Source organism: Mycobacterium sp. 1245111.1 (assembly GCF_001673405.1).
Lineage (GTDB): Bacteria > Actinomycetota > Actinomycetes > Mycobacteriales > Mycobacteriaceae > Mycobacterium.
In genome coordinates, this window is sequence record NZ_LZLV01000095.1 from 1 (window position 1) to 24,049 (window position 24,049).

The window sequence follows — 24,049 nt, forward strand, 5'->3', positions numbered from 1 at the left end:
AGGAGGACATTCAGCCAGGCCGTCTGCTGGTTGGGGATCAGGCCCAAACGCATCCAGCCCCCGAATCCCTGTGCGGCCCCGATGTTCCCACGGTCGCGCTGGTCGACTTCGAGGTTCCGGTGCCGGCCGACCCGTGGTCGGTGCACACCAGCGGAATCGACTTCGCCCACTCTGTCGGGGACCCGCTGCGCACTTATCGGGTGGAGGCGCGTGGGCTGGGCCAGTCCTTCCCGGACCCGGCCGGACTACTGCGGGCAGAGGAGGGCGCACCGGTCGACGTGGCGCTGGAGCTGGAATGGTCCACCGCTGGCACGCCCTACCAGTACCGGGTGACCACCCGCTATGAAATACCCTGCACAGTAACGGGATCGGTCGTCGTGGACGGTCGCCGGTATGAGTTCGACGCCGTACCGGGACAGCGAGACCACTCCTGGGGAGTGCGGGACTGGTGGAGCATGGACTGGCTCTGGAGCGCGTTGCACCTCGAAGACGGCACACACCTGCACGCGGTGGACATCTCGATACCGGGCATTCCGCCGATGAGCGTCGGCTACGTGCAACGTGAAACGGTCGACGAGTTGCAAAAGATCTCTCGCACCGAGACATTCGATGCGGCCGGATTGCCGGTCGGCGCAACGCTGGTCCTCGAGCCCGGCGATATCACGGCAACGGTTGACGTGCGAGGACACGCGCCACTTCGTCTCGTCGCCAAAGATGGCCGGATCAGTCAGTTCCCGCGGGTGTGGGCCACAGTGAGCACCGCCGACGGGAGGACCGGCATCGGCTGGGTGGAGTGGAACCGCAACCTGACCACGTCGTGACCGCTGAAAAGCACTGTCCGCCCGAGGCGTCGATCGTGGTGATGGGGGTTTCGGGCTCCGGGAAATCGACCGTCGGCGCGGCGCTGGCCCATCGCCTCAATGTTCCATTCGCCGATGCCGACACCTTCCATCCCGCAGCCAACGTCGCCAAGATGTCCGCGGGCGTGCCCCTCGATGACAACGACCGCCGTCCCTGGCTGGCAGCCGTCGGGCAATGGCTCGCGGACCATAACAGCGGCGTCATGAGTTGCTCAGCGCTCAAACGCCGATACCGCGACCAATTACGTTCGCGCCGAGGGGATATCGAGTTCCTGCACCTCACCGGTTCGCCAGAGTTGGTCGGCAGCAGGCAAGCCGGCCGATTAGGTCACTTCATGCCTGCGTCGCTGATGAGGTCGCAATTCGGCGCGCTGGAACCGCTGGATCCAGACGAGCGCGGCATGAGTATCGACGTGGGATACAGCGTCGACGCTATCGTCGAAACGTTTGTCCAGTATCTGAATCTCAGGTCTTGACGACCTGTGTGCCGCCGGCCAATTCATCGTGCTTGCCCTGCTTGGTGGGACTGCCGCTGATGGTCACGGCGATCACGATGTAGGCGATGATCGCCAGCAGCGTGCCGAGGTAGGGAATCACCGACAACAGCGTGAACGAGTTGCGCATGGCCGACTGGTTGAAGTTCGGCTTTGGCGCGCCGCCAGGGCCGTGAACCCGCAAGCCGAGCAGTCGTTTGCCTACGCTTGTGCCATACGTGACTTCGAACAGCACGAAGTAGCCGAACATCAGCGCGCCGGAGAACAGCCCGGTGACCAGCCACGGGTAGTCATCCTCGAACAGGAACAGTGACAGGACGAACGCGACAATGTTGACCAGCACGCCGTCGATCAGGCGGGCAAAGAATCGCGCGCCGAGACCGCCGGCTCGGCCACCGGCGCCGTGCGGTGCATAGCCGTAGTTGGGGTTGAAGTCAGCTGATGTCATGCGGGGCTCCTCGCAGCGGTGCCAGCTAATGTACCTCCGCTAATCAGCCTCGTCGATGGGCTCGATCAGCGCCAGCGACGCGCTTTGGCCCGCCCCCGGTGCGCCAGCTCTTCTCCGCGATCTCGCGCCAGTTCTGCCAGCTCGCTGCCGCGCTCGTAGGCCCGTTCGCCGAGTTCGCTGCCGCGGTCACGGGCGATGTCGGCCCATTCGCTGCCGCGGTCGCGGGCGATGTCGGCCCATTCGCTGCCGCGGTCGCGGACCGTCTCGGCCAGCTGCGTGCCCTGCTTACGTGCCCGCTTGCGGGCCTTCTTGATCGCTGGCGCGCTTTTCTCTGCCGCCGTGTGCGCCAGTTCTTCACCGCGCTTGCGGGCCGCCTCGACCAGCGGTGCGCTGCGCTCGGCTGCGGTGCTGGCCAATTCGCGGCCGCGCTCGGCGCCGACGTGCAAGCCGTGCGCGAGCCGGTCGGCCAGCTCGGAATCGAGCAACGAGTCGTCAGATCCGTTCAGCGGCATCGCCGAGGACACCGCCTCCGAAATACGGCCTGCCGCTTGCCTTCCGCGCCATCCCAACGACGGCTTGCCCGCGGTGTCGGCCGAGGCGATGATCAGTCCGCCGAGCAGGCTCAGGTCGGTGAGCAGGTCACGTCGCTTCTGGGCTTTGCGCTCCGGGTCGCTCTCGGTCCAAAACAGATGCCCGCCAAGGCTTCCTGGTATCACCGTGAACGCCAGTGCCGCTGACGCGACTCGGGGCATCTTGCCGGTGGCCAGCAATATGCCCCCAGCGACCTGAACTGCGGCATTGATTCTCGCGGCGGTCTCGGGATTTGACGGAACCTTATCCCCGTAGGGCTCCGGCAGCTGCCGGAGCGCTGTGACGGTTGGCTCCGTCGCGTCAAGCGAGACCGCGGGATTGCGCAATGTCTCGACACCTTGGCCGATAAAGGCGGCGGACAGCAAAGGACGAGCGATTCGGCGGATCAACATGGCAGCGGGGTTCCCGGCTTGTGCGTCGCGCAAACCGGCGCGATAAAGCGCTCAGTTGTCCGGTGGGAGGGTCTCACGCCGCATATAGAGGGGGAACAGCACCCAGAAACTGATCAGCGCTAGCACCGCGCAGGCCCCGGCGGTAGCGCCGGCAGCGGCACCGGCCACCGTGCCGAAGATGATCACCGTGACACCGGTGAGCGCCGTTCCCATCAGTAACAGTCCCATGTACGCGAATTTATGCGCCGCGGCCACCACGAACACGGTCCGATGCCGTCGAAACAACAATCGATGCAGCGCAACCGGCGCTTCCAGCAGCACGGTCGCGGCGACCGAAGCTCCGACCGTCACCAGGTAGGTCACCCGCATGGTGGTGCTCAGCACGTCGAACCGAGGCTGAAATGGCAGCGTCAACAAGAACCCGGTGAGCAGCTGGACCCCAGTCTGAACGACCCGCAACTCTTGCAGCAGGCTGACCCAATTGCGGTCCAGGCGTTGGGTTTCGGTCTCACCGCCGCGTTGCGCGGAATCCCAGGCCTGGTCGCGTTCGGGGTGATCGACGATGCCCATGGGCGTTGATCATGCCAGCTCGCGGCGTGGTGCTACGGCGTCTCGGCCATCAGAAGTCGCGCGGATCTGTCGAGTCGATCGGCGATATCGCTGTAGGACGCATATCCCATGCCGGCCCGCACCAGGGCTCCGGCGTACAGCAGCTCGAGCGATTCGACCAGGTCAGGCGTGGGTTCGTCACCCAACGCGGCGATCAGGCGCTGGTGGATCTCGCGGCCGATGCGCAGCCTCAGGTGCTCGACCTCAGGGTCCTGGCTGAGCAACGCGTTGGTGACCGCACCGGCCAGCGTCGGTTCGTCGGCAACCAGCAACGCGATCTGGCGCAGCACGGCGACCACCCGCACGGTCTGATCGGGTGACTCGGTTGACGCGACGGGACTGGACGCCAACCGCCGCCAGAAAACTTCCGCGACGAGGTGTTCCTTCGAAGAAAAGTACGTGTACGCCGTGGCAGCGCCAACACCGGCTTCTGCCGCTACCATGCGAATCGTCAACCCGGAGAAGCCTTCTCGGCTCAACACACCGATCGCGGCATTACCCAGCCGGTCGACGGTGTCGGCTTGCTTGGCGGTCAGGCGCCGCCTGGTCGATTCCCGAGCCACCGGGTTGGACACGTGTCCGGACACTACTACACCGTCCCGGGAGCGGCAACCGGATGCGTTACCGTGCTGGGAATGACGACTTCCCCAGACCGGGCCGCCTACGACGAGCCGACCAGTCGGTTATTCGCGCTGGCCGACCGGGTGACCGGCTTCATGCCCGCCGACGAAGGCCAGGCCTTGCACGAGGTGGCCATGAGCTACCTCGACCACGGCATCGGCGTGGAAATCGGGACATACTGCGGTAAGTCGACGGTGCTGCTGGGCGCGGCGGCCAGGGCGCGCGGCAGTGTTCTGTTCACCGTCGATCACCACCACGGCTCCGAGGAGCATCAGCCCGGGTGGGAGTATCACGACACCTCGCTGGTCGACTCCGTGACCGGACGTTTCGACACCTTGCCCAGCTTGCGGCACACGCTCGACGAAGCGGGACTCGACGACAACGTCGTTGCGGTGGTCGGCAAATCGGCGGTGGTGGCTCGCGGCTGGCGCACGCCGCTGCAACTGCTGTTCATCGACGGTGGTCACAGCGAGGAGGCCGCGCGCAAGGACTACGACGGTTGGGCGAAGTGGGTGAGCGCCGGGGGCGCGCTGGTCATCCACGACGTGTTCCCGGATCCACGTGATGGCGGGCGACCGCCGTATGAGATCTATTGCCGCGCACTGGAAAGCGGCGCGTTTACGGAGAGATCGGCGCTGGGTTCGATGCGAGTGCTGGAGCGCACCTCCGGCAACGCCGGGGCCGCGGTTTAGCGATCCGACTGGCTGGTCGCGCATTCGCAGTCGTAGTCGCCCTCCAGTCCACGAGGCAGGTCGGCGCCGCGGAAGATGCCGCTGCCCGGCGTGGTCGATGACAGCGCATCGGCGGCCAGGATGACCGCCGCCCCGGTCCAGGTGGTGCGCTCGACAGGCCAGCGCTTTCCGTCGCTGAAGACCAACCCCGTCCAGTACGAGCCGTCCTTTTCGCGCAGATGCTGCATCGCGGCGAACTGGGTCAGTGCCGACTGTCGGTCACCGATCGCATCCAGCGCCAGCACCAGTTCGCACGTTTCCGCACCGGTCACCCAGGGCCGGTCGTCCACGCATCGGATGCCCAGCCCGTCGACGACGAAATCGTGCCACCGGTCGGCGATTCGGGCCTTCGCCGCGGGGCCGCGCAGCGCGCCGCCGAGGATGGGGTAGTACCAGTCCATCGAATGGTGCGGCTTCTCGGTGAACGCCGAGGGATGGACCGCAATGGCGTGGCCCAACCGGCCAAGGGCCAGCTCCCATTCCGGTTGTGGCTCGTCCATCAGATTCGCCAGCGCGAGCGCGCACCGGATGCTGTGGAAGATACTGGCGCAACCGGTGAGCAACGCCTCCTGCAACGGGCCCGAAGAGCTACGCGCCCAACAAATTTCGCCACCTTCGAGCTGAAGATCGAGTACGAAGTCGATGGCGGTGCGTACCGTGGGCCACATTGCGTGGGCAAACGCCCGGTCGCCGGTGACCAATACGTGATGCCACACACCCACAGCCACGTACGCGCAGAAGTTGCTGTCGCTGTTGGCGTCTTCGATCACGCCCGCGCGCAATTGAATCGGCCAGGACCCGTCCGCGCGTTGCTGGCGGCGGCACCAGTCGAAGGCGCGTCGCGCCGGTTCGACCAGCCCGGCCGCAGTAAGTGCCATCGCGCACTCGACGTGGTCCCACGGGTCGGTGTGGCCACCGTCGGACCATGGAATCTCGCCCGACGAGTATTGCAGCGCCGCAATCGATTCCGCCGTCTGGCGGCATTGTTCGGGGGAGAGGACGCCGGTGACGCCCGGAACTCTAGACCAGCTCAACGGCGGGTACCGGTTTCTCGAAGTACAAAGCGACGCTCTTGCCGATCAATGGGTTCAGGGTTGATTCGGCAAGCCGGGTCAGCAATGGACGCCGCATCATGTCCCACACCAGCAGTTTGTGGTAGGCGGTCACGGCGGGATGGTCCGACTTCTCCACGCCCACCGCGCATTTCAGCCACCAGAACGGTGAGTGCAACGCGTGCGCGTGGTGGGTGTGGGTGAAGGTCATTCCGCGTTCGGCGATCTTGTGTCGCAGCTGATGCGCCCGGTAGATCCGGATGTGGCCACCGTCGTTGCTGTGGTAGTCCTCGGAGAGCAGCCAGCAGACCTGCTCGGGCAACCACCGGGGCACCGTGACCGCTAGCTTGCCGCCGACTTTGAGCACCCGAATCAACTCCGCGATCACCGTCTCGTCGGCGGGAATGTGTTCGAGGATTTCGGACGCGATCACGCAGTCGAAAGTCTGATCGGGGTACGGCAGGGCCCGCGCGTCGCCAATGACGGTTTCCGCGTGACCCGACGGCGGTATCTCGCCGGCCTCCGCCATGCCGCGGAACATCGTGTCGACGTCGCCGAGTTCGGTGGCGTTCTGGTCGAAGGCCGTCACGTCGGCTCCGCGCCGGTAGGCCTCGAAGCTGTGCCGGCCGGCACCGCAGCCGACGTCGATGACCTTGCTGCCGGGACCGATCCCGAGACGGTCGAAATCGACTGTCAGCACAGCTCGCCCACCGCCGGGCTGGGTTCGCCGATCGATGAAGGGCGCGCGATGGCCTGCTCGTATACCCGCACCGTCTGGGCGGCAACCGATTCCCAGCTGAACACCTCGACAGCGCGACGACGTCCGGCCGCGCCCAGCCGACTGAGCTGGTCGGGGGAATCCAGCAGCTCGCCGACAACCCGGGTCAGTTCCTCGACGTCACCGGGCGGAACCAGCCGGGCGCACAGGCCGTCGGCGCCGAGCACCTCGGGTAACGCGCCCGCGCGGCTGGCCACGATCGGGGTCCCGCTTGCCATCGCTTCCACGGCCGGGAGCGAGAAGCCTTCGTAAAGTGAAGGGATACAGGCAATTTCAGCGGTGGCGAACAGCCCGGCAAGTTCTTCGTCGGTGAGCCCGCTGGAGATGTGCACGATGTCGGAGATGCCCAGCTCGGCGATCAGCTTCTCGGTGGGGCCGTTGGGCTCCAACTTGGCCACCAGTTGCAGTTCGACGTCGTAGTGATGGCGGAGCTTGGCGATCGCCTGCAGCAGGTGACCGACGCCCTTGAGCGGGACGTCGGCGCTGGCGATTGCCATGATGCGGCCTGGGACCCGTGGTTGCGCCGAGGGCGCGAACACGTCGGTCTCCACGCCCAGCGGCACTACATGAAGCTGGTCTGGGTGCACGCCGAAGTCGGTGGTGATGTCGGTCGCCGAGGACGAAGACACGGTCAGCAACTCCGGGATCTGGCGAGCCACCCGCTGCTGCATCGCGAGAAATCCGTACCACCTGCGCACCGACGGCTTGCGCCACCAACGTGCCGCGGCCAGATCCACCACTCGGTCGCGGGTGATCGGGTGATGCACGGTCGCGACGACCGGTAAGCCGGCGGCCGCGATTTTCAGCAACCCGACTCCCAGGCTCTGGTTGTCGTGCACCACATCGAAGTCGTCGAGCCGATCGCCCAGCAGCCGGGCTGCCCGCAGGCTGAAGGTGCGCGGCTCAGGGAAGCCCGCGGTCCACACCCCGGCCAGCTCGAGCAGATCGATGCGATCGCGAATTTCTCGTGGGTGTGGGATGCGCCAGGGGTCGGGCTCGCGGTACATGTCGAGGCTGGGGACCTCGGTCAGCACGACCCGGGGGTCGAGTTCCTCGGGGTAGGGCTGACCAGAGAACACTTCGACGTAGTGTCCGAGATCGACCAGGCTGCGGCTGAGATGCCGGACGTAAACTCCCTGGCCACCGCAGTGCGGCTTGCTGCGATAGGACAGCAATGCAATCCGCATGCTCACGCCCGATCTGTTGTAGAGGAGCCGAGATTTAGCACCGTGAAAGATTCGGGCGAGGCGTCAACGAACTTTCTGGACACGTGTCTGGACTATAGTTTGACGAACTACCTTATGCAACGCGCAGCTAGCGGCGTTAACTTTGCCGATCCTACTCAGCCGAATGATCGCGACGGCTCGGGTACCCGAGCTATCGGCGATAACGTGGTCTCATGCGCGCGCTGATCGTCGTCGACGTTCAGAACGACTTTTGCGAAGGCGGCTCACTGGCCGTCGCCGGTGGGGCGGCGCTGGCGGGCGCCATCGATGCGTACCTAGCGGACGGTTCCGAGTACGGCCACGTGGTGGCCACACAGGATTTCCACATCGACCCCGGTGACCACTTCTCCGATCATCCGGATTACATCTCGTCGTGGCCGCCGCACTGTCGCGCCGATACGGTCGGCGCGGAACTCCACCCCGATCTTGATATCGGCCGGTTCGAGGCGGTCTTCCGTAAAGGCGCCTACGACGCCGGCTACAGCGGGTTCAGCGGAGTCGACGATCGCGGAACCCCGTTGGGTGACTGGCTCCGACAACGCGATGTCGACGAGGTCGACGTCGTCGGCATCGCCACCGATCACTGCGTGCGCCGGACCGCCGAAGACGCTGCGAGGCAAGGCTTTGCGACGCGCGTGCTGGTCGACCTCACGGCGGGGGTAGGGGAGCAGTCCGTCGCCGCAGCCATCGATGCACTGCGCGCGGCAGGTGTCGAGATTGTGGGAAGCCGATGACGGGCGCGACGGGGTCGGCGTTGATGAGGGCGGTGGAGCGATCGCCGGAAGCCGCAGCGGCGCATGACCGTCGGGGGTGGGTGGGCCTTTTCGCCGCCGATGGTCGCGTCGAAGACCCGGTGGGTTCGCGGCCGCATACCGGACCGATCGAGATCGGACGGTTCTACGACACGTTCATCGAACCGCGCGATATCGCTTTCCATCGCGATCTCGATGTCGTCCGCGGATCGTCGGCGATCCGCGACCTCACGCTCGAGGTGGCAATGGGTTCGGCTGTCACCATGACGATTCCGGCTGTCCTTCGATACGACCTGCGGCAGGTCGACGGCGAATGGAAGATCGCGACGTTGCGCGCCTATTGGGAGCTGCCCACGATGGTGCTGCAGTTCCTGGGCAACGGGGTGTCGGCGGTCCCGGCGGGAGTCCAGCTGTCGCGGGGCCTGATTCGCAATCAGCGACTGCGCGGTACGGCCGGATTTGTCGCCGGCTTCCGTCGCGTGGGTGGACGCCAGAAAACATTGGTCGACACATTTGTGAACGCCGTGGGACGGGGCGACGGATTCGGCGCACTGGAGGCATTGTCGTCCGATGCGACAATCACTTTCGGTGACGACGAGGTCGCTGATCTCGGCGCGCTCATCGAGCGATGTCCGGGCGCGGCGACGACCAAGCTGGTCGCCGCTGGTGCTACCGTCGCGGCCTCGGTCGCATCGGGGTCGCATCGCGGCGTTCTGTTCGCCGACGGGGCACGGCGGGGCTGTGGGATTGCGCGGGTGCGCTATTTCCCGCAGTGATGTCCGGGGCACCGCGCCCACCGGTCTCGGTCGCGGTGGGCCTTTCGATCGACGGACCTTGCTACGCGGTGCCGGCGCGATCGGCGCGGCCTCGATAGCGCTGTTGCCCACCGCCTGCGGTTCCGATGACGACGACGCGCTGACGTTCTTCTTCGCGGCGAACCCGGAAGAAGCCGATGCCCGGCTGCGGGTCGTCGAGGCCTTCCGGCGCAGCCATCCCGGCGTCAAGGTCCGGACGCTGTTGTCCGGTCCCGATGCGCTGCAGCACGTGTCGATCTACTGCGCCGGGGGCAAGTGCCCCGATGTGCTGATGGCGTGGGAATTCACCTACTCGGGGCTCGCCGAACGGGATGTGTTGCTCGATCTCAACACGATGCTCGCCGGTGACAAGGACTTCGCCGCCGAACTCCGAGCCGACAGCGTCCCGTCGATGTACGAGACATTCACCTACAACGGTGGGCAGTATGCGTTCCCGGAGCAGTGGTCGGGCGTCTTCCTGTATTACAACAAAAAGCTGTTCGACGAAGCTGGGCTGCGACCACCGCCGGGGCGATGGGGCGAGACGTGGAGCTTCGGCGAATTCCTCGATGCGGCAACGGCGCTCACCAAACGCGACCGGTCGGGTCGGGTCAGCCAGTGGGGGTTTGTCGATACCTGGGCCCCTTACTATTCGGCGCTGCTGTTCGGGATGAACAACGGTGTGCCATGGTCGAATCCGCGGATGAGCCCGACGCACCTCAATTTCGACGATCCGGCGTTCATCGAGGGCATCCAGTTCTATGCCGACCTCAACAACAAGTACCGGGTTGCGCCTAGTGCATCGGAGTCGCAGTCGATGTCACAGACGGACCTATTCACGTCGGGTCATGCCGCGATGGCGCTCGGCGGGCACTGGCGTTATCAGACACTCGAGCGCGCCAACGATCTGGATTTCGACATCGCGGTGTTGCCGACCGGACCGAAAGGGCATGCGGCCCGCTCGAACATCGGCACCACCGGGCTGGCGATCGCCTCCAGCAGTCCGCGCAAACAACAGGCGTGGGAGTTCGTGAAGTTCGCCACCGGGCCGGTCGGGCAGGCGGTGATCGGGGAGACGGGCCTTTTTGTCCCGGCGCTGCGATCGGCGGTCCGATCGGCCGGCTTCGCCAAGGCGCACAACAGAATCAGCAATATCGCGGTGTTGACCGGCGGCCCGGCGCACTCCGAGGGGCAGCCGATAACTCCGGCATGGCCCAAGATCGTTGCATTGATGGACCGCAACCTCGGCCCGGTGCTCCGGGGTTCGCGGCCGGCAACGGCCCTGACGGGTGAATTGACGCCCAAGATCGACGAGGTGCTTCGGACGCCATGACTGTGATCGACGCGCACCGCACGGACGCGCCTCGCAGGCGCGGACCGTCGCGGCGCCGCGCCCGCTACGGTCGCCTGTTCGTCGCGCCGAACTTGGCGGGCGTCGCGGTCTTCATGTTGTTTCCGCTCGGATTCTCGCTCTACATGAGCTTTCACAACTGGGACATGTTCAGCCGCGCCAAGTTCGTCGGCGTGGCGAACTACCGCAGCCTCTTCGCCGAAGACCCGCTGCTGCGCATCGCGTTACGTAACAGCGTGGTCTACACGGTGGGCACCGTCCTACCCACCGTGCTCATCAGCCTGGCCGTGGCCGGCCTGCTCAATCGAAAAATCAAGGGTATCGCCATATTTCGAACCGTCATCTTCGTGCCGCTGGCGGTGTCGTCGGTGGTGATGGCGGTCGTCTGGCAGTTCGTCTTCAACACCAACAACGGCCTGCTCAACATCGTCCTCGGGTGGATCGGTATCGAGCCGATCCCGTGGCTGGTCGACCCGAAGTACGCCATGGCGTCGCTGTGCATCGTCAGCGTATGGCGCAGCGTGCCTTTCGCGACGGTCATTCTGTTGGCCGCCATGCAGGGTGTGCCGGAAAACCTGTACGAGGCTGCGCGCCTCGACGGCGCGGGGGAGCTGCGGCAGTTCTTGTCGATCACGGTGCCGCTGATTCGTAGCGCCGTCTCATTCGTGGTCGTCATCTCGATCATCCACGCGTTTCAGGCATTTGATCTGATCTACGTGCTCACCGGACGCAACGGCGGTCCGGAAACCGCGACGTATGTGTTAGGCATCATGTTGTTTCAGCACGCGTTCGCCTTCCTGGAATTCGGGTACGCGTCAGCGCTGGCGTGGGTGATGTTCGCGATCCTGCTTGTATTGACCGTTGTGCAATTGCGGTTGGGTCGACGTCGGGCTGCGCAGGAGGAACGATCGTGGGCCTAGCCGGACGGGCGCTCAGGCCCAAGGTATTTCGCGGTGTCGTGCTGTATGTGGTGCTGACGGCGATCGCGACGTGTGCGCTGTTTCCGATCCTGTGGGCGGTGTCGGGTTCGCTGAAGACGGCGGGCGAGGTGACCATGCCGACGCTGTTCCCCGCGCATCCGCAGTGGTCCAACTACGGCGAGGTGTTCGCTGTGATGCCGTTCTGGCGGATGTTCGTCAACTCGGTGCTGTATGCCGCCTGCGTCAGCATCGGCCAGGTGTTCTTCTGTTCACTGGCCGGATATGCATTCGCACGCCTCCGCTTTCGAGGCCGCGACACGTTGTTCGTCCTATACCTGGGAACGTTGATGGTACCGCTGACCGTGACAGTGATCCCACAATTCATCCTGATGCGCGTCGCCGGATTGACCGATACACCGTGGGCCATGATCGTTCCTGGATTGTTCGGTAGCGCATTCGGTACCTACCTGATGCGCCAGTTCTTCCGCACGCTGCCGGACGAACTCGAAGAGGCAGCGATTCTCGACGGCTGCTCCCCGTGGCAGATTTACTGGCGGATACTGCTCCCGCACGCCAGACCCGCGGTGATGGTGTTGGCGGTGCTCACCTGGGTCAACGTCTGGAACGATTTTTTGTGGCCGCTGTTGATGATTCAGCGCAGCAGTATCTCAACGCTGACCCTTGGGCTGGTTCGGATGCAAGGTGAATACTCCGCCCGTTGGCCCGTGCTGATGGCCGCATCCGTGCTGATTCTGTTGCCGCTGTTGTTGGTGTACGCGGTCGCGCAGCGCGCTTTCATCCGCGGCATCGCGGTTACCGGGCTAGGTGGGTAGCACATGGCGGTGGTGACATTCGACCAAGCGACCAGGCGCTACGCCGGCGCGGAGCGCCCCGCGGTCGACCGCTTGGACCTCGACGTCGGCGACGGCGAATTCGTCGTGTTGGTCGGGCCGTCCGGATGCGGCAAGACCACGTCGCTGCGCATGATCGCCGGACTGGAAACCGTCGACTCCGGGCGAATCCTCATCGGCGGCCGGGACGTCACCGGCGACGATCCCAAGGACCGCGACGTGGCGATGGTCTTCCAGAACTACGCGTTGTACCCCCACATGACCGTCGCGCAGAACATGGGGTTCGCACTCAAGATCGCCGGGCTGGCGAAAAGCGAAATCCGGGAACGGGTCGTGGACGCGGCGCGTTTGCTCGACCTCGAGCGATACCTCGATCGCAAACCGAAGGAGCTGTCCGGCGGCCAGCGTCAGCGGGTTGCCATGGGGCGCGCCATCGTTCGTCGGCCACAGGTGTTCTTGATGGACGAGCCGCTGTCCAACCTGGACGCGAAATTGCGGGTGCAGACCCGCAACCAGATCGCGGGCCTGCAACGCAGGCTGGAGACCACCACCGTCTACGTGACCCACGACCAAGTCGAGGCGATGACAATGGGCGATCGCGTCGCGGTGTTGCGCGACGGGGTTCTGCAGCAATGCGCAGCGCCTCGTGAGCTCTACCGCAATCCCGTCAACACGTTCGTGGCGGAGTTCATCGGCTCGCCGGCCATGAATCTGCTGGCCGCGCCGGTGGTCGACCGCTGCGTGGCACTGGGGGACTGGTCGATCCCGCTGCCTCGCGAGATCAGCGCTGCGACAGACGAACTGGTGATAGGTGTGCGGCCGGAGCATCTGGACATCGGCGGCAGCGGCATCGAGATGCAGATTGATGTGGTCGAGGAACTCGGTGCGGACGCCTATCTCTACGGCCGAATCACGCTTGGCGACAACACGTTCGCGCAGCCGATCGTCGCACGCGCCGGCGGGCAGGACCCGCCGGCGCGCGGTTCTCGTGTGCGGTTGCGCCCGCAACCGGGACACCTGCACTTCTTCGGCGTCGACGGCCGCCGGCTGCGGTGAGCACAGAGGCGGCCGGGGCCGGGCGATGCTCGCCCCGGCCCCGGCTACTGACCTGATGCGCTAGGCGGGAATCGAGTTTCCGATTCGATCCAGGATGGTGGGCACCGCGGCACCGGTGTCGCCGCGCTGGCACACCCGGGCCGCGTAGATCACGTTGTTTTTCACCCGCGCACCGTGCGAGCAGCCCCAACCGTCGGCGTTGTTGTTCGTCAACTCGGTGTTGTGCCAGTTCGCGCTCGCCGGGTCGCCCGGTTGGACCTGGAACTGCCAGGTGGTCCCGGCGTTGTCGGTCGGGCGGTGCACCGAGACGTTATTGCACTGGTCGAGCGCCTTGAATGCGTTCTGAAAGGCCGCGGTCGCGGCCGCGGCGTCGGCGTAGGTGGCAATCTCCTGCTCGACGACGTGCGTGAAGTTGTCCTTGCTCTCTTGCTGACGCAGCGCGCGGAACGTGGTGAAGTCGTTGCCCACTGCGGCCGTGTTGAGCCCGAACAGCACCGCACAACCCGACTGGTTACCGAGTGCGTAGGGTTGCAGCGGGGTCTTGAACTTCTGCTCGTAATCCAAAGTGCTGCTGATGATTCCGCCGGTTTCGTCCAGCGGCAGCAGCAGGCCGTCGACCTTCCCGGGAGAGACCATCGGTGGTGGCGGCGGCGTGGCCGGTGCCGACGAAGACGGGGGTGCCGACGCCGGGGCGGTCGGGTCGCCGGCCGCGGCCTGCTGTGAGGTCGGTGTCGGTGCGGGCTTGTTGACAGAGGGGTGCACGGTGTCTTCTTCGCCGTTCTTGGAATGCGAACACCCGACAGCGGCCACCACAATCAGGCCCGCGCAGGTAGAGATAAGTTTTACCCGCTTCATTGAATTTGCCCTTTCATGTCATTCAAACCCGGCGTTTGGTAGTTGGCTCTTTCGCGACTCAAGACGGCAGCCCGCCCACCATCTGGTCCATCATTTGGCTGACCGACGGACCTGCGTTACCCATCTGACACACCTGGGCCTTCAGAATCGCGTTCTCGGCGGTGTGCAGATCCACGTAGCAGTTCCATCCGAAGGGGTCGCCTTCGTACAACTGGCCTTGGTGCCATTTGGCGTCGTCGGTGGTGATCTTGGGGGCTGAGAGTTGCCATGACGGCTTGCTGTCGATGTCGGTGATCTGGACGACCGAATTGCAGCCCGCGGTTGGTTGGATGCCCTTGGTGAATACGTTCTGAGCGGTTTGTGCGTCGGGGTAGGTCGCTACCGTCTGCAGCACGATGTAGTCCGGAGAATCCTTGTCGTCTTTGAACAAGGTGATACGGAACAGATTCAAATCAGATCCATAGAATTTGGTGCCCGGCTCGATCAGCGTGCTGCATTCCTGATGCTGGTCTAGTTGCGCTTCCGGCAACGGACGCTTGCCTTTGAGCTGGACCGGCAGGTTGGTGCCGAGGATGTCGCCGACGGTGTCTGCGGACAGCAGTACAGAGTCGATGTTTGAGCCCGTCACACGACCCGATGACGAATCGGCTGTGGCGGGTGATGCCGCTGATATCAACGCGACTAAGCCGGCGCAGCCCAGCGTTAGAAGTTCACGTTTCATCGAGATTCTTGCCTCCTGTGATCTCAACCCTCAACGTTTACGAGCACGTGCGTTCTGTAGGGAGCTTAGTGCGGTGGGAAGCCTATCCGGCACACAAGTTTTGCGCGGGCGGATTGCATGAAACTCTGGTCTATCCAACATGTCTCGTGCACTCGGGCGCTCACGACCATTGCGTGCTGGACAGGTCCGCTCACTTGGGAATGGAATCCGCCATTTCGTTGGCTATCTGCGACACCACATCCGCCGGATTGCCGTACTGGCAGACCTTGGCGACGAAAAGCACGTTGCTTTGTGCGCGGAAATCGAATCCGCAGTGCCAGGTGTCCGGTTGTCCATTGGTCAGCTCGGCAAACGACCATTGGGCATCGTTGCCGTTGATGATCGGGGCGGACAACTGGAACTGCTGGTTCGCCTGTGCGGTCGGAACTCGGGCGCCATCGCAACCGCCGACACCTTTGAACGCGTTCTGGAAGGCGTTCAATGCGGCTTGAGCGTCCACATAGGTGGCGACTCTTTGGTTGACGATGTGTTGCCAACTGTCCTTGTCTTCGCGTGCATCAACTTCGCGAAATGCGGTGTAATCGACGTTGACACCGAACGACGTGGTATCGGGCCCCAATAGTGGGCCGCAATGGGACTGGGCGCCCAAGTCGACGGGATCGGGCGGGTAGTAACCCTTCTCGATCGAGCCGAGGTTGGCGCCGATGACCTTTCCGAGCTGCGCGACACTCACGATGACGGACTTGATCTTGTCCGGTCCGAGGAAATCCGACGGTGCCTTGGGGGCCGGCTTGTCGGGGGGTGGGATTCGGGCACTGATCTGATCGACTACCGCCGCCGCCGTCGGGGTTCCGTTGGCCCAGGCGCAGAAGTATGCCTCGATGATGACGTTGTTTTTGACCCGCACGTTGTGGTCGCAACGCCATCCGAGATTTTGTTGTTTATCGGTCTGCTGGAGTGAGCTGAACGTCACCACATCGCCGTTGAATGGCCCGGGTGCCAATATCTTCCACACGGTCGGATCCGAATTAGCGTTGATCAGCGTTGCATTGCACTTGCCCAACGCGTTGTACGCATTGTGGAAGAGTTCGCTGGCTTTGGCGGATGTTTCGAATGTGGCCACGTGTTGAGTGAGCGATCCGATGAGGCTGTCGCCTTTGGTCCCGTTGTTTTTAATTCCGCGATAGGCAGTGAACTCGCCACCGCCGAGCGCATCCTTGGTGAGTCCCATGGCCAGGGCGCAGTCGGGCTTGCTGTAGTCGCCCGCCGCCGAGCCCGGGGACGCAAATTCCGTCCGGTCGTCCAGTGGCAGACCGGCGATCTCATCGACATCTTCGGTGGACAGTGTGAGGTTTTTGATGCTGCTGGCGGACAACGGTTTTGGCGGCGGCGCGGGACTGGTTGGAGCCGCATCCGGGGCATGTCCCGCGGTGGTCTTCTTCGCCTGCACCGGAATCCCGGCGGTCGTGTGGGTGCCGCAGGCCGCGAGCGTCAACGCAATCACTGCCGTACTGCCCACCACCAAAAATCGACGCCGTAGTCCATGCATCATCAGTTGCGGTCCTCTCGTCGTTCCGGTGCACGCGGGAAGTAGGGCAGGCTGATGTTAGCCTGCTTGCCAATTTTGTGTGATTCATATGTCTACCGCCCGCGGTAGCGTAAACGGCAGCGCGTGAGCAAAATTCGCTGAATCGGCACAAGAGCGGTTTGGATGTGAAGTACTTTTGCCGATGGCCGGCACTCATGCGGAATCAATCGTCGAAGGAGTAGCGGTGATTCGACTGTGGGGCCCGGCGGGCGCCGTTGTCAATCGTGCGGGCCTGCGTCTGGTGGCGTTGCTGGCCGCGGTGTACCTGGTATTCGCCATGGGAACCGGACCTACCGGGGCCAGCCGTCCGCGCCTGATCACCGGACCGATGGCATGGCTGCTGAGCGCTTCCAAGGACATGGGTCCGGCGCACAAGGCCGCGATCTCGCTGGCCGCTGCCCTGCATCACTCGGAGCGCCCCGACGCCTTGATCGGCTGGACCCAACGGCACCACCTGACCGTGCAGTGGCAGCCGGGCGCCGACTGGGCGTACATCGAGGGGACACCGGGCAACCTTGGATCGGCGTTCGACGTCGCGATCCACGACTACCGCAGCCGAAGCGGTGAGGTCTTCTACGCAGCGACGCAGCAGCCGTCCATCCCGGCCGCGTTGAAGGGGGAGGTCAGCGAGCTCGGGAGCATTCTGGGCTATCAGCTGATGCACCGCGCGCAGCCGCCGAACATCCCCGTTGACGTCCCGCGCGGCGGGCTCAGGCCACCCGCGCTGCTGCGTACGTACAACGCCGAACCGTTGGCGCGCGACGGCTTCACCGGCAAGGGGCAGACCGTGGTGTTCTTCGAGATCGACGGGTACAAGCAAACCGATCTCGACCAGTGGGCCGACAAGTTGGGCTCGCCGCGTTTCACCCCGGAGCTCATCGGGGGACAACCGGGCAAGGTACTCGGCGAGACCGAGATGGACCTCGAAGTCGTTCACGCCATCGTTCCCGACGCCAGGCTGGTCGTCGTCAACGCGCTCGCGTTCGGTGGGTCGACCAGCTATGCGCAGGCGGGGCAGATGTACCAGCTCGCCGACCGACAGTTCCCGGGGGCGGTGTGGAGCACGTCGTTGGGGATCGGCTGCGACCGGATGGCCACCGCGGCCGACCTCGCCCCAGTCGAATCGGCCGTTCAAATCGCGGAGTCCCACGGCACGTCGGCCTTCATGTCGAGCGGTGACTCCGGCGGACTGGAATGTGCTGACTTCAACGGTGATTGGTCGACACCCCCTGGTGAGAAGGACCAAGGGATCAACGCCGTCGGCTCGGTTCCCGCGATGACCGACGTCGGAGGCACGACGCTGAGTACGGACGCCAACGGAGTCTGGGTGTCCGAAGCCAGCTGGTTCGACTCGCCCATGTCGCAGGGCACCGGTGGGGGAGTTTCCCGGTTGTTCCCCCGACCGCGGTGGCAAAGCGCGGTGTCCTCGGCCTGGGACTCGACGCATCGACTGACGCCCGACGTCGCCGCGGACGCCGACCCCTACAGCGGCGTCAGCATCCTGGTCGACGGGCATTGGATGGCCGGCGGCGGCACATCCCAGTCGGCGCCGATCTGGGCGGGGTTGACCGTATTGGTCAACCAATTCCTGTCGGCCAACGGCGGACAGCCAGTGGGCAACATCAACCCGGTGCTCTATCAGGTCGCGAGCGGCGCGGCCAGACCGGCCTTCCACGATGTGGTCGTGGGCGGCAACGCCGTTCACATCGCGGTGCCCGGCTACGACCTGGTGACCGGCCTGGGCACTCCTGACACCGACAACCTCGCGCACGATATTCTCGATGTCCAGAAAGGGGTTCGGCAATGACGACGAGTAGCACTGCCGCCCAACAGGACTCGGTGATTGTGCAGTGCCAGGCCTGTCACAGCGATGTCCCCGGGGGGGCATTCTGCGGTTACTGCGGCGCGCATCTTTATCCGCTGCCCGGCAGTGGACCGGATCGGTGGCGGGCCGACTCATACGTCGCCGAGCCGAACGAGCAACTGGTCCGACTCTCGTTGATCAGCAGCCTCTTTCCGCATTTGGTGCCGCGGTCGCGGACGGCATTTCGGGTCACGCTGGGCCTGTTGATCGTGGTGCTCGTGGTAGTGGCCCTGATGCGCTGGCAGGCGGCGCTGATCGCGGTCAGCGTGTTCGGTGTGCCCGCGCTGTTCATCGCCTACGTTCGGCAGGCCGGCGTCGGTAGCGACCTCGGTCGACCGGTGATCGCGTGGACGTCGTTGACGGGGTTGGCGCTCGGGGCGGGCTGGGCGTACCTGACAGGTCCCGTGCTGGCCAACACTTACCTCAGTGCGCTCGGCGCGGGCAACGGTAGTGGGCGACTTCTCGCGCAAGGCCTGAGCATCCCGGTGCTCGGAGCGCTGTTGATGCTGGTTCCCGCGGTGCTTGCGCGTGTCTATCGGCCCGCCAGCCGCGAATCTCTCGACGGGTATGCCGTCGGTGCGCGGTCGGCGTTGTTCTTCACCGCGGCTGCGATCGCCGTTCGCGCCGCCCCTCAGCTGTCGAGTGGGCTTGTCGCGCACCACAAACCGGCTGGTGTGCTTCTGATGCAGGCAGGCGTGCAAGGTCTCGCGATGCCGCTGACCGCCGCCGCAGCCGGTGGACTAATCGGCCTCGCGCTGTGGTTCAGCGGTCGCGGACACTTTCAGCGCGGGCCGAAACGGCGTGCCGTGGTAGCAGCGTTGACGCTTGTCGTCGTCATCTACGCGGCCTTGGGCGTTGTCGACGTCGCCAGCCTGACGCCGGCGGTGCAGCTGTGGTGGCATCTGGTGTTCGCGGCGATTGCCTTGCTGGCGTTGCGAATTGGTGTGCATTTCGCGCTACTGCATGAGCAGCCCGACGCCACACACGGCGAAGCGGCGTTGTGCGTTCATTGCCGCCACGTCGTTCCGGACATGGCGTTCTGCCCGAACTGCGGCGCGGCGTCGCGGGCGTCGAGCAGAGTTGCGCGCGGTGCCAGACGTGCGGTGGCCGAAGCGCCGATGGGTGCGGCGCCGGCTGCCCTGTTCCCCGGCTACGGTGTGCCGCCCGGGTCTTACAGTGCGCCGCTGCCACATTCAACGTCGCCGGCCGGACTGATCGCGGCGGTGGCCGCGGCGTTGACGGTTGCGGTGGTGGCGGTTTCCGCGATCTCGGTAAACGTCACTCCGGCCGCGGTGCATTACGCATGCCCGCCGGATTGCGGTCGGCCGCCGATCGGGCCGCCGGTCGGCGGCGAACCCGGGCAGGCGCCGACTCCGGAGCCGCCCGCCGCGACGCCCCCGACCGCGCCGCCGGTCGCTGTCCAGACGTATCCGCGATTCACCTCCAAGGACGGAGCGTTCTCGGTCGCCTATCTTCCGGCAGCGGACGTGACCAAAAGCGATGACGGCATCACGATGACCTTCGACCGGATCGAAGGGGAGATTCGCCTGTTCGGCACCCCGGCGAACAATCGGACGCCGCGCCAGATCGTCGAGCAATACATCGAAAAGAATTATCGGACCGCCAAGACCGCGTACCAGATTCCGAACGCGATGGTGGGTTACGAACCCGGGTATGGGGAGGTCGACGACTTCTCCAATGAGAATCCCAACGCCACTTCCACCCGTGGACGCCTGCTCGTGATGACCGCGGTGAAAAATGATCTGGCTCTGGTCGCGGTCGCCGAGGGGCCGATGGTCAGGTTCACGCCGCGTACCTCGGCGCACCCGTCTGCGGTCAACATGATCATCGCGCAACTGATGGGTAACTCGGTCAACAGCTTCACCTGGAACAAGCCGGCAGGCCCGTGAGGCGCTACCCCCGACAATCACGTGCCTGCGCTGTGCTGCTGGCGGCCGCCATCGGCACACTGCCGGGATGCGCGCACTCGATCGACGGCACACCGGTGGCATCGTCAGATGTTGCGATGCCGCCGTCGATGCTGCCCGCACCGAAAGCTCCACCGCCGCAACAACGGCGCTACTTCGACATCAGTCAGCTCAGCAAGTTGCAAGACCAGTTTCCGCCAGGATTCGACCGCGTCCAAAACAGCACTATCGCGCCTCTGGGGGAGGACGCGGAGAAGTTCTTCGCCGTCGGTGTGGGTGACATCGTCAAGGTCGACCCTCCGTTGTGCCGGTCTGTGCTGCAGCCGGTGCGAGCACCCGAGGATGCGCAGTACACCATGATCGGTGGGATCGGCCGAGGAGCGATCCTGGTCGGGGCCGTGAGTTCGCCTACGCCGCTTGGCAAAGCGGTAGTCCCCAAAGGCTGCGAGCAGGTCTCGTTGACCCAGCGAGTTGGCGGTCGGCTGGTGGTCTCGTCGGTCACGCGTCAACCCGGTCCCGCGATCGATGGCATCGTCACCACCGAATCGATCGCAGTCGCCGCGCAGGGTGCAACCAAGTCCTATGTCTTCGCGGCGTTTCTCAGCGACACGGTGGCCGTCACGTCGGAGGGCATTCTTCCCGGTGACCCGGCTGCGGAAGACCTCCTGAGCGGCATGCTGGTCAAGGCCGTCAACGCGCTGCGGGCGCCCTAGTGGAGCCACCCGCGCACTTCACCCTGAGCCAGAGCGGCGAATTCGAGCCGACTCCGTTCGCTGGCAGCCACTGGGGGGACGACCACCTCAATGGACCGGCTGTCGTCGGTCTGGCCGCACAAAACCTTGAAAGCTACTGCGGATCACCTGATTTCATGCCGGCCCGGCTGACGGTCGATCTGTTCCGGGCGGCGCGAAACGTCGCGACCTCGGTGGACGTCCGGATGGTGCGTGACGGCAGGCGGGTGCGCAGTGCGGAGTGCGATGTCGCACAAGAGGGGCGCTTGGTCGCCCGCGCCACCCTGCTGCAATACCGTCGGTCGTCCGCACCGCCGGGACGTTTATGGAGCGTGCCGACGACGATTCCCTTCCCGCCACGATCGCACGGGGTACAGACCGCGGTTGACAGCGATGCGGGAGATTGGAGTCGCTCACCCGGCGATCATCAGAACGACTCCCGAAAACGCTTCTACAACAGTGCTATTGACATCGTATCGGGCCAGTCGAATTCCCCGTTCGTCCGCGCCGTCATGGTTGCCGAGGCAACCAGTCTGGTGACTAACCTCGGCACCCAAGGGATTGGCTACATCAACGGCGACCTGACGGTCGGATTGGCTCGGCTGCCAATCGGGGAATGGATTGGCGTGCAAGCTGATTCACACTGGGCTAACGATGGGGTGGCGGTCGGCACGGCGACGCTCTTCGATCAGTCCGGCGCGTTCGGATCGGGCATGACGACCGCGGTCGCGAATCCGGCAGCCCAGATCGATTTCGCGAATGACCAGTTCCCGCTGAAGATTCCGTAGAGCGGCGGGTTTGTGTTGTAGGAGGGTGCAATGACCGGACAGCGAATAGCGTTCAACCATGTCGGGCTGTGCGTCGCCGACACCGCCCGGTCGCGCCGGTTCTACGAGGGCCTGCTGGGTTTCACGTTCTGGTGGGAGCTTGCGCCGCCCGACGAGAGCACCGGACAGTTGCTGCAACTGGGCAAGCCGATCGGATTGCACGCGACATACCTCGTTCGAGATGGCCTGGTGCTGGAGTTGCTCGCCTACTCCCATCGTGTGCTGCGCGCGGGATCGGATCGGGTGATGGACCAGATCGGGCTCACCCACCTGTCGTTGTCGGTGTCCGACCTTGCCGCGGTGCTCACTGCGGTGGATCGTTATGGCGGGTCGGTAATCGAGGAATCGGTGTCCGATCAGTCGGCGATGATTCGCGATCCAGACGGCCAGTTGCTGGAATTGCTGGCGGACTCGTGGCTGGCGGTGTTGCCGCCGCGGCCTGCGGTCGTTGAGGATGCAACGATCTAGGCCGACGCCTGCTTACTTCGACGTGTTCAATTCGACTGCGGCGCGAATGAGTTCCTTCAATGCTTCATCGTTGATCGTGTCATGTTCATGAATATCGATGGCGCGCCGCGTATTTCCGTCCAGGCTGGAGTTGAAAAGTCTTGCCGGATCATCGAGAGAAGCACCCTTGGCGAAGGTCATTTTCACGACGCTTTTGTAAGTCTCTCCGGTGCATAGCATCCCGTCGTGATACCAGACGGGTACGCCGCGCCACTTCCAATCTTCGGTCACATCCGGATCGACCTCTTTGATGAGCTTTCTGATCCGTGCGAGCGTCTCGCCCCGCCAGTCGTCGAGCTCTGCGATACGGGCATCAATCCGCTGCGCGGCGGACTTGCCTTCCGTCATCTCGCCATCACCTTCTTGTCAAACATGCTGTCGTGCAACGGTGATTGGTAGACCCCGAAAATCACGACGCGAGCTGAACGAACATTAGCACCGGGTCGATAACGCTAGACTCGCGCCGGACGGAGCCCGAGGCCAGGCAACAAGACCGGCGCGGCTCTGACGCTATTGGCCGCGAGCGACAATCACCGGCGTCCGTGACGCATGGGCTACCGCGGAGCTGACGGAGCCGAGGGCCATACCGGCGAACCCACCACGGCCGTGGCTGCCGACGACGACGAGCTGGGCGGTCGCCGAAAGGTTGAGCAAGTGTGTGGCGGGCCGATCGTCCATGACTACCCGCTGAACGTGGACGCCGGGATAGCGCTGCTGATAGCCGGCCAAGCGCTCAGTCAACATGTCGCCAACACCGGCGAGGCCCTCCGAATACCTCGTGTTGAGAACCTCGGACATATCGGAGTCACTTGCAGCGTGAAGTACCACCAATTCAACTCCGCGCATGGATGCTTCCTCGAAAGCGATTTCAGCCGCGGCTGCCGACCCGGCCGATCCATCGAAGCCCAGTAGCACCGGCGCGCGCTTGGCCTGGGCGTACAAAGAAGCGTCGCGATCAAGTACGGCGACCGGACAGTGAGAGTGGTGGATCAGGGCATTGCTGACCGATCCCAAAAGCAGCCGGCGCAATGCGCCCCGCCCGCGAGCGCCAACGACAACCATGTCCGCATCTTTCGACATGTCGACAAGCGCCGAAGCGGGCCGAGAGAAAAACACCTGGCGCCGGACATCGGTTGGCGCCTCGGCTTTCATGAAGTCCTTGATGGTGGTAACCGCGTCGTCGAGGATTGCGTCGGCATCGGTTTCGTAGCGTTCACGTAGCTCCGAGTTGGTCCACCCCGGCGACGGCATCGCAATGGCTTGCACTAGCGTGAGCCGCCCTTTGCGCATAGCTGCTTCGTACGCCGCCCACCGGATCGCAACATCGGCATCACCCGATCCGTCGACGCCCACGACGACACCGTAATGCTTTTCCGTGCTCGACATTTCGTTTCCTTACCTCGCATGGGAGTTCCCTCAGCGTGGGCGCTTATGTGCTCTGACAGCCACGGTAGGAGCTGCTTCCGCAACGACGCAGAGTCATTAGTCACCGACTCGGCAGG

At 64.5% G+C, this 24,049-nt stretch carries 25 protein-coding genes and 1 pseudogene; 14 read left to right on the top strand and 12 right to left on the bottom strand.

All coding sequences use genetic code 11. The features are described 5' to 3' along the window. Together A5658_RS28445 and A5658_RS13305 are read left to right on the top strand one after the other, a co-directional pair. Positions 1–821, top strand: a pseudogene (locus tag A5658_RS28445) (phosphotransferase); the annotation flags it as partial. Positions 822–862: 41 nt separating this feature from the next. Beyond that, positions 863–1,336 (top strand): gluconokinase, encoded by a 474-nt coding sequence (locus A5658_RS13305; RefSeq protein ID WP_067335680.1) that lies wholly within the window; start codon positions 863–865, stop codon positions 1,334–1,336. Here A5658_RS13305 and A5658_RS13310 read toward each other — a convergent pair. The 4 genes from A5658_RS13310 to A5658_RS13325 all read right to left on the bottom strand — a co-directional run bounded on the left by A5658_RS13310 (position 1,326) and on the right by A5658_RS13325 (position 3,969). Further along, positions 1,326–1,802 (bottom strand): RDD family protein, encoded by a 477-nt coding sequence (locus tag A5658_RS13310; RefSeq protein WP_067335413.1) that lies wholly within the window; start codon positions 1,800–1,802, stop codon positions 1,326–1,328. The two genes, A5658_RS13305 and A5658_RS13310, sit on opposite strands and share 11 nt — an antisense overlap. Positions 1,803–1,867: 65 nt before the next feature. After that, positions 1,868–2,785: a DoxX family protein gene (locus A5658_RS13315; RefSeq protein WP_067335417.1), complete on the bottom strand. Its 918-nt coding sequence runs from the start codon at positions 2,783–2,785 to the stop codon at positions 1,868–1,870. 51 nt (positions 2,786–2,836) lie between these two features. Then, entirely contained in the window at positions 2,837–3,355 is a 519-nt protein-coding gene (locus A5658_RS13320) for a DUF6328 family protein (RefSeq protein ID WP_067335421.1), read from the bottom strand. A gap of 32 nt (positions 3,356–3,387) precedes the next feature. After that, entirely contained in the window at positions 3,388–3,969 is a 582-nt protein-coding gene (locus A5658_RS13325; protein WP_067335424.1) for a TetR family transcriptional regulator, read from the bottom strand. Between the two features lie 60 nt (positions 3,970–4,029). Here A5658_RS13325 and A5658_RS13330 point away from each other — a divergent pair, with 60 nt between their 5' ends. Further along, positions 4,030–4,707, top strand: coding sequence for a class I SAM-dependent methyltransferase (locus tag A5658_RS13330; RefSeq protein WP_067335683.1), 678 nt, complete (start codon positions 4,030–4,032; stop codon positions 4,705–4,707). Here the strand turns inward: A5658_RS13330 and A5658_RS13335 are convergent. Genes A5658_RS13335 through A5658_RS13345 form a run of 3 tightly spaced genes read right to left on the bottom strand, consistent with a single transcriptional unit; the run spans position 4,704 to position 7,763 of the window. Beyond that, the gene (locus A5658_RS13335) at positions 4,704–5,780 is read right to left on the bottom strand and encodes a prenyltransferase (RefSeq protein ID WP_067335427.1); all 1,077 of its coding nucleotides are present in this window, start codon (positions 5,778–5,780) and stop codon (positions 4,704–4,706) included. The two genes, A5658_RS13330 and A5658_RS13335, sit on opposite strands and share 4 nt — an antisense overlap. Then, positions 5,767–6,498, bottom strand: coding sequence for a class I SAM-dependent methyltransferase (locus tag A5658_RS13340; RefSeq protein ID WP_067335431.1), 732 nt, complete (start codon positions 6,496–6,498; stop codon positions 5,767–5,769). Before A5658_RS13340 ends, A5658_RS13335 begins: the two co-directional genes overlap by 14 nt. After that, positions 6,492–7,763, bottom strand: coding sequence for a glycosyltransferase family 4 protein (locus A5658_RS13345; RefSeq protein WP_067335434.1), 1,272 nt, complete (start codon positions 7,761–7,763; stop codon positions 6,492–6,494). Before A5658_RS13345 ends, A5658_RS13340 begins: the two co-directional genes overlap by 7 nt. Before the next feature lie 212 nt (positions 7,764–7,975). Between A5658_RS13345 and pncA the strand changes: the two genes are divergently transcribed. From pncA to A5658_RS13375, 6 genes are read left to right on the top strand one after another with little or no spacing between them, the layout of a single operon-like run. Beyond that, a complete protein-coding gene (gene pncA / locus A5658_RS13350; protein WP_067335437.1) occupies positions 7,976–8,536 on the top strand; it encodes a pyrazinamidase PncA in 561 nt (186 codons plus the stop codon). Next, positions 8,533–9,330, top strand: a complete 798-nt coding sequence (locus A5658_RS13355; RefSeq protein ID WP_067335440.1) for a ketosteroid isomerase family protein — start codon at positions 8,533–8,535, stop codon at positions 9,328–9,330. Before pncA ends, A5658_RS13355 begins: the two co-directional genes overlap by 4 nt. Next, a complete protein-coding gene (locus A5658_RS13360) occupies positions 9,317–10,681 on the top strand; it encodes a sugar ABC transporter substrate-binding protein (RefSeq protein ID WP_369830522.1) in 1,365 nt (454 codons plus the stop codon). Before A5658_RS13355 ends, A5658_RS13360 begins: the two co-directional genes overlap by 14 nt. Continuing rightward, positions 10,678–11,619, top strand: coding sequence for a carbohydrate ABC transporter permease (locus A5658_RS13365; protein WP_067335445.1), 942 nt, complete (start codon positions 10,678–10,680; stop codon positions 11,617–11,619). The genes A5658_RS13360 and A5658_RS13365 overlap by 4 nt, the downstream gene beginning before the upstream one ends. Further along, complete coding sequence (locus A5658_RS13370) at positions 11,610–12,452, top strand: carbohydrate ABC transporter permease (RefSeq protein WP_067335448.1); 843 nt, start codon at positions 11,610–11,612, stop codon at positions 12,450–12,452. The genes A5658_RS13365 and A5658_RS13370 overlap by 10 nt, the downstream gene beginning before the upstream one ends. A gap of 3 nt (positions 12,453–12,455) precedes the next feature. Then, complete coding sequence (locus tag A5658_RS13375) at positions 12,456–13,526, top strand: ABC transporter ATP-binding protein (protein WP_067335452.1); 1,071 nt, start codon at positions 12,456–12,458, stop codon at positions 13,524–13,526. A 60-nt stretch (positions 13,527–13,586) separates the two neighbouring features. Here A5658_RS13375 and A5658_RS13380 read toward each other — a convergent pair whose 3' ends face one another. The 3 genes from A5658_RS13380 to A5658_RS13390 all read right to left on the bottom strand — a co-directional run bounded on the left by A5658_RS13380 (position 13,587) and on the right by A5658_RS13390 (position 16,621). After that, positions 13,587–14,381 (bottom strand): sensor domain-containing protein, encoded by a 795-nt coding sequence (locus tag A5658_RS13380; protein WP_067335458.1) that lies wholly within the window; start codon positions 14,379–14,381, stop codon positions 13,587–13,589. Between the two features lie 58 nt (positions 14,382–14,439). Then, entirely contained in the window at positions 14,440–15,009 is a 570-nt protein-coding gene (locus A5658_RS13385) for a sensor domain-containing protein (RefSeq protein WP_067335462.1), read from the bottom strand. A 283-nt stretch (positions 15,010–15,292) separates the two neighbouring features. Further along, a complete protein-coding gene (locus A5658_RS13390; RefSeq protein ID WP_197503115.1) occupies positions 15,293–16,621 on the bottom strand; it encodes a sensor domain-containing protein in 1,329 nt (442 codons plus the stop codon). A gap of 253 nt (positions 16,622–16,874) precedes the next feature. Between A5658_RS13390 and A5658_RS13395 the strand changes: the two genes are divergently transcribed. From A5658_RS13395 to A5658_RS13415, 5 genes are read left to right on the top strand one after another with little or no spacing between them, the layout of a single operon-like run. Continuing rightward, a complete protein-coding gene (locus A5658_RS13395) occupies positions 16,875–18,497 on the top strand; it encodes a protease pro-enzyme activation domain-containing protein (protein ID WP_231997315.1) in 1,623 nt (540 codons plus the stop codon). Continuing rightward, positions 18,494–20,464 (top strand): hypothetical protein, encoded by a 1,971-nt coding sequence (locus tag A5658_RS13400; protein ID WP_067335469.1) that lies wholly within the window; start codon positions 18,494–18,496, stop codon positions 20,462–20,464. The genes A5658_RS13395 and A5658_RS13400 overlap by 4 nt, the downstream gene beginning before the upstream one ends. Continuing rightward, on the top strand, positions 20,461–21,195 hold the full coding sequence (locus A5658_RS13405; RefSeq protein WP_156751454.1) for a DUF5642 family protein: 735 nt from the start codon (positions 20,461–20,463) through the stop codon (positions 21,193–21,195). The genes A5658_RS13400 and A5658_RS13405 overlap by 4 nt, the downstream gene beginning before the upstream one ends. Beyond that, positions 21,195–22,001 (top strand): acyl-CoA thioesterase domain-containing protein, encoded by an 807-nt coding sequence (locus A5658_RS13410; RefSeq protein WP_067335476.1) that lies wholly within the window; start codon positions 21,195–21,197, stop codon positions 21,999–22,001. Before A5658_RS13405 ends, A5658_RS13410 begins: the two co-directional genes overlap by 1 nt. Positions 22,002–22,031: 30 nt before the next feature. Beyond that, positions 22,032–22,508: a VOC family protein gene (locus A5658_RS13415; protein WP_067335478.1), complete on the top strand. Its 477-nt coding sequence runs from the start codon at positions 22,032–22,034 to the stop codon at positions 22,506–22,508. Positions 22,509–22,520: 12 nt separating this feature from the next. Here A5658_RS13415 and A5658_RS13420 read toward each other — a convergent pair whose 3' ends face one another. Next, positions 22,521–22,895 carry a DUF1801 domain-containing protein gene (locus tag A5658_RS13420; RefSeq protein WP_067335480.1) on the bottom strand — a complete coding sequence of 125 codons (375 nt, stop codon included), beginning with the start codon at positions 22,893–22,895 and terminating at the stop codon, positions 22,521–22,523. A 162-nt stretch (positions 22,896–23,057) separates the two neighbouring features. Then, the gene (locus tag A5658_RS13425) at positions 23,058–23,933 is read right to left on the bottom strand and encodes a universal stress protein (RefSeq protein WP_067335484.1); all 876 of its coding nucleotides are present in this window, start codon (positions 23,931–23,933) and stop codon (positions 23,058–23,060) included. Positions 23,934–24,049 lie beyond the last annotated feature (116 nt).

Bases quoted from the DNA above. Each gene is read 5' to 3' on its own strand.
- A5658_RS13305 (WP_067335680.1), top strand. From the start codon at position 863: ATGGGGGTTTCGGGCTCCGGGAAATCGACCGTCGGCGCGGCGCTGGCC.
- A5658_RS13310 (WP_067335413.1), bottom strand. From the start codon at position 1,802: ATGACATCAGCTGACTTCAACCCCAACTACGGCTATGCACCGCACGGC.
- A5658_RS13315 (WP_067335417.1), bottom strand. From the start codon at position 2,785: ATGTTGATCCGCCGAATCGCTCGTCCTTTGCTGTCCGCCGCCTTTATC.
- A5658_RS13320 (WP_067335421.1), bottom strand. From the start codon at position 3,355: ATGGGCATCGTCGATCACCCCGAACGCGACCAGGCCTGGGATTCCGCG.
- A5658_RS13330 (WP_067335683.1), top strand. From the start codon at position 4,030: ATGACGACTTCCCCAGACCGGGCCGCCTACGACGAGCCGACCAGTCGG.
- A5658_RS13345 (WP_067335434.1), bottom strand. From the start codon at position 7,763: ATGCGGATTGCATTGCTGTCCTATCGCAGCAAGCCGCACTGCGGTGGC.
- pncA (WP_067335437.1), top strand. From the start codon at position 7,976: ATGCGCGCGCTGATCGTCGTCGACGTTCAGAACGACTTTTGCGAAGGC.
- A5658_RS13355 (WP_067335440.1), top strand. From the start codon at position 8,533: ATGACGGGCGCGACGGGGTCGGCGTTGATGAGGGCGGTGGAGCGATCG.
- A5658_RS13365 (WP_067335445.1), top strand. From the start codon at position 10,678: ATGACTGTGATCGACGCGCACCGCACGGACGCGCCTCGCAGGCGCGGA.
- A5658_RS13375 (WP_067335452.1), top strand. From the start codon at position 12,456: ATGGCGGTGGTGACATTCGACCAAGCGACCAGGCGCTACGCCGGCGCG.
- A5658_RS13380 (WP_067335458.1), bottom strand. From the start codon at position 14,381: ATGAAGCGGGTAAAACTTATCTCTACCTGCGCGGGCCTGATTGTGGTG.
- A5658_RS13400 (WP_067335469.1), top strand. From the start codon at position 18,494: ATGACGACGAGTAGCACTGCCGCCCAACAGGACTCGGTGATTGTGCAG.
- A5658_RS13415 (WP_067335478.1), top strand. From the start codon at position 22,032: ATGACCGGACAGCGAATAGCGTTCAACCATGTCGGGCTGTGCGTCGCC.
- A5658_RS13420 (WP_067335480.1), bottom strand. From the start codon at position 22,895: ATGACGGAAGGCAAGTCCGCCGCGCAGCGGATTGATGCCCGTATCGCA.
- A5658_RS13425 (WP_067335484.1), bottom strand. From the start codon at position 23,933: ATGTCGAGCACGGAAAAGCATTACGGTGTCGTCGTGGGCGTCGACGGA.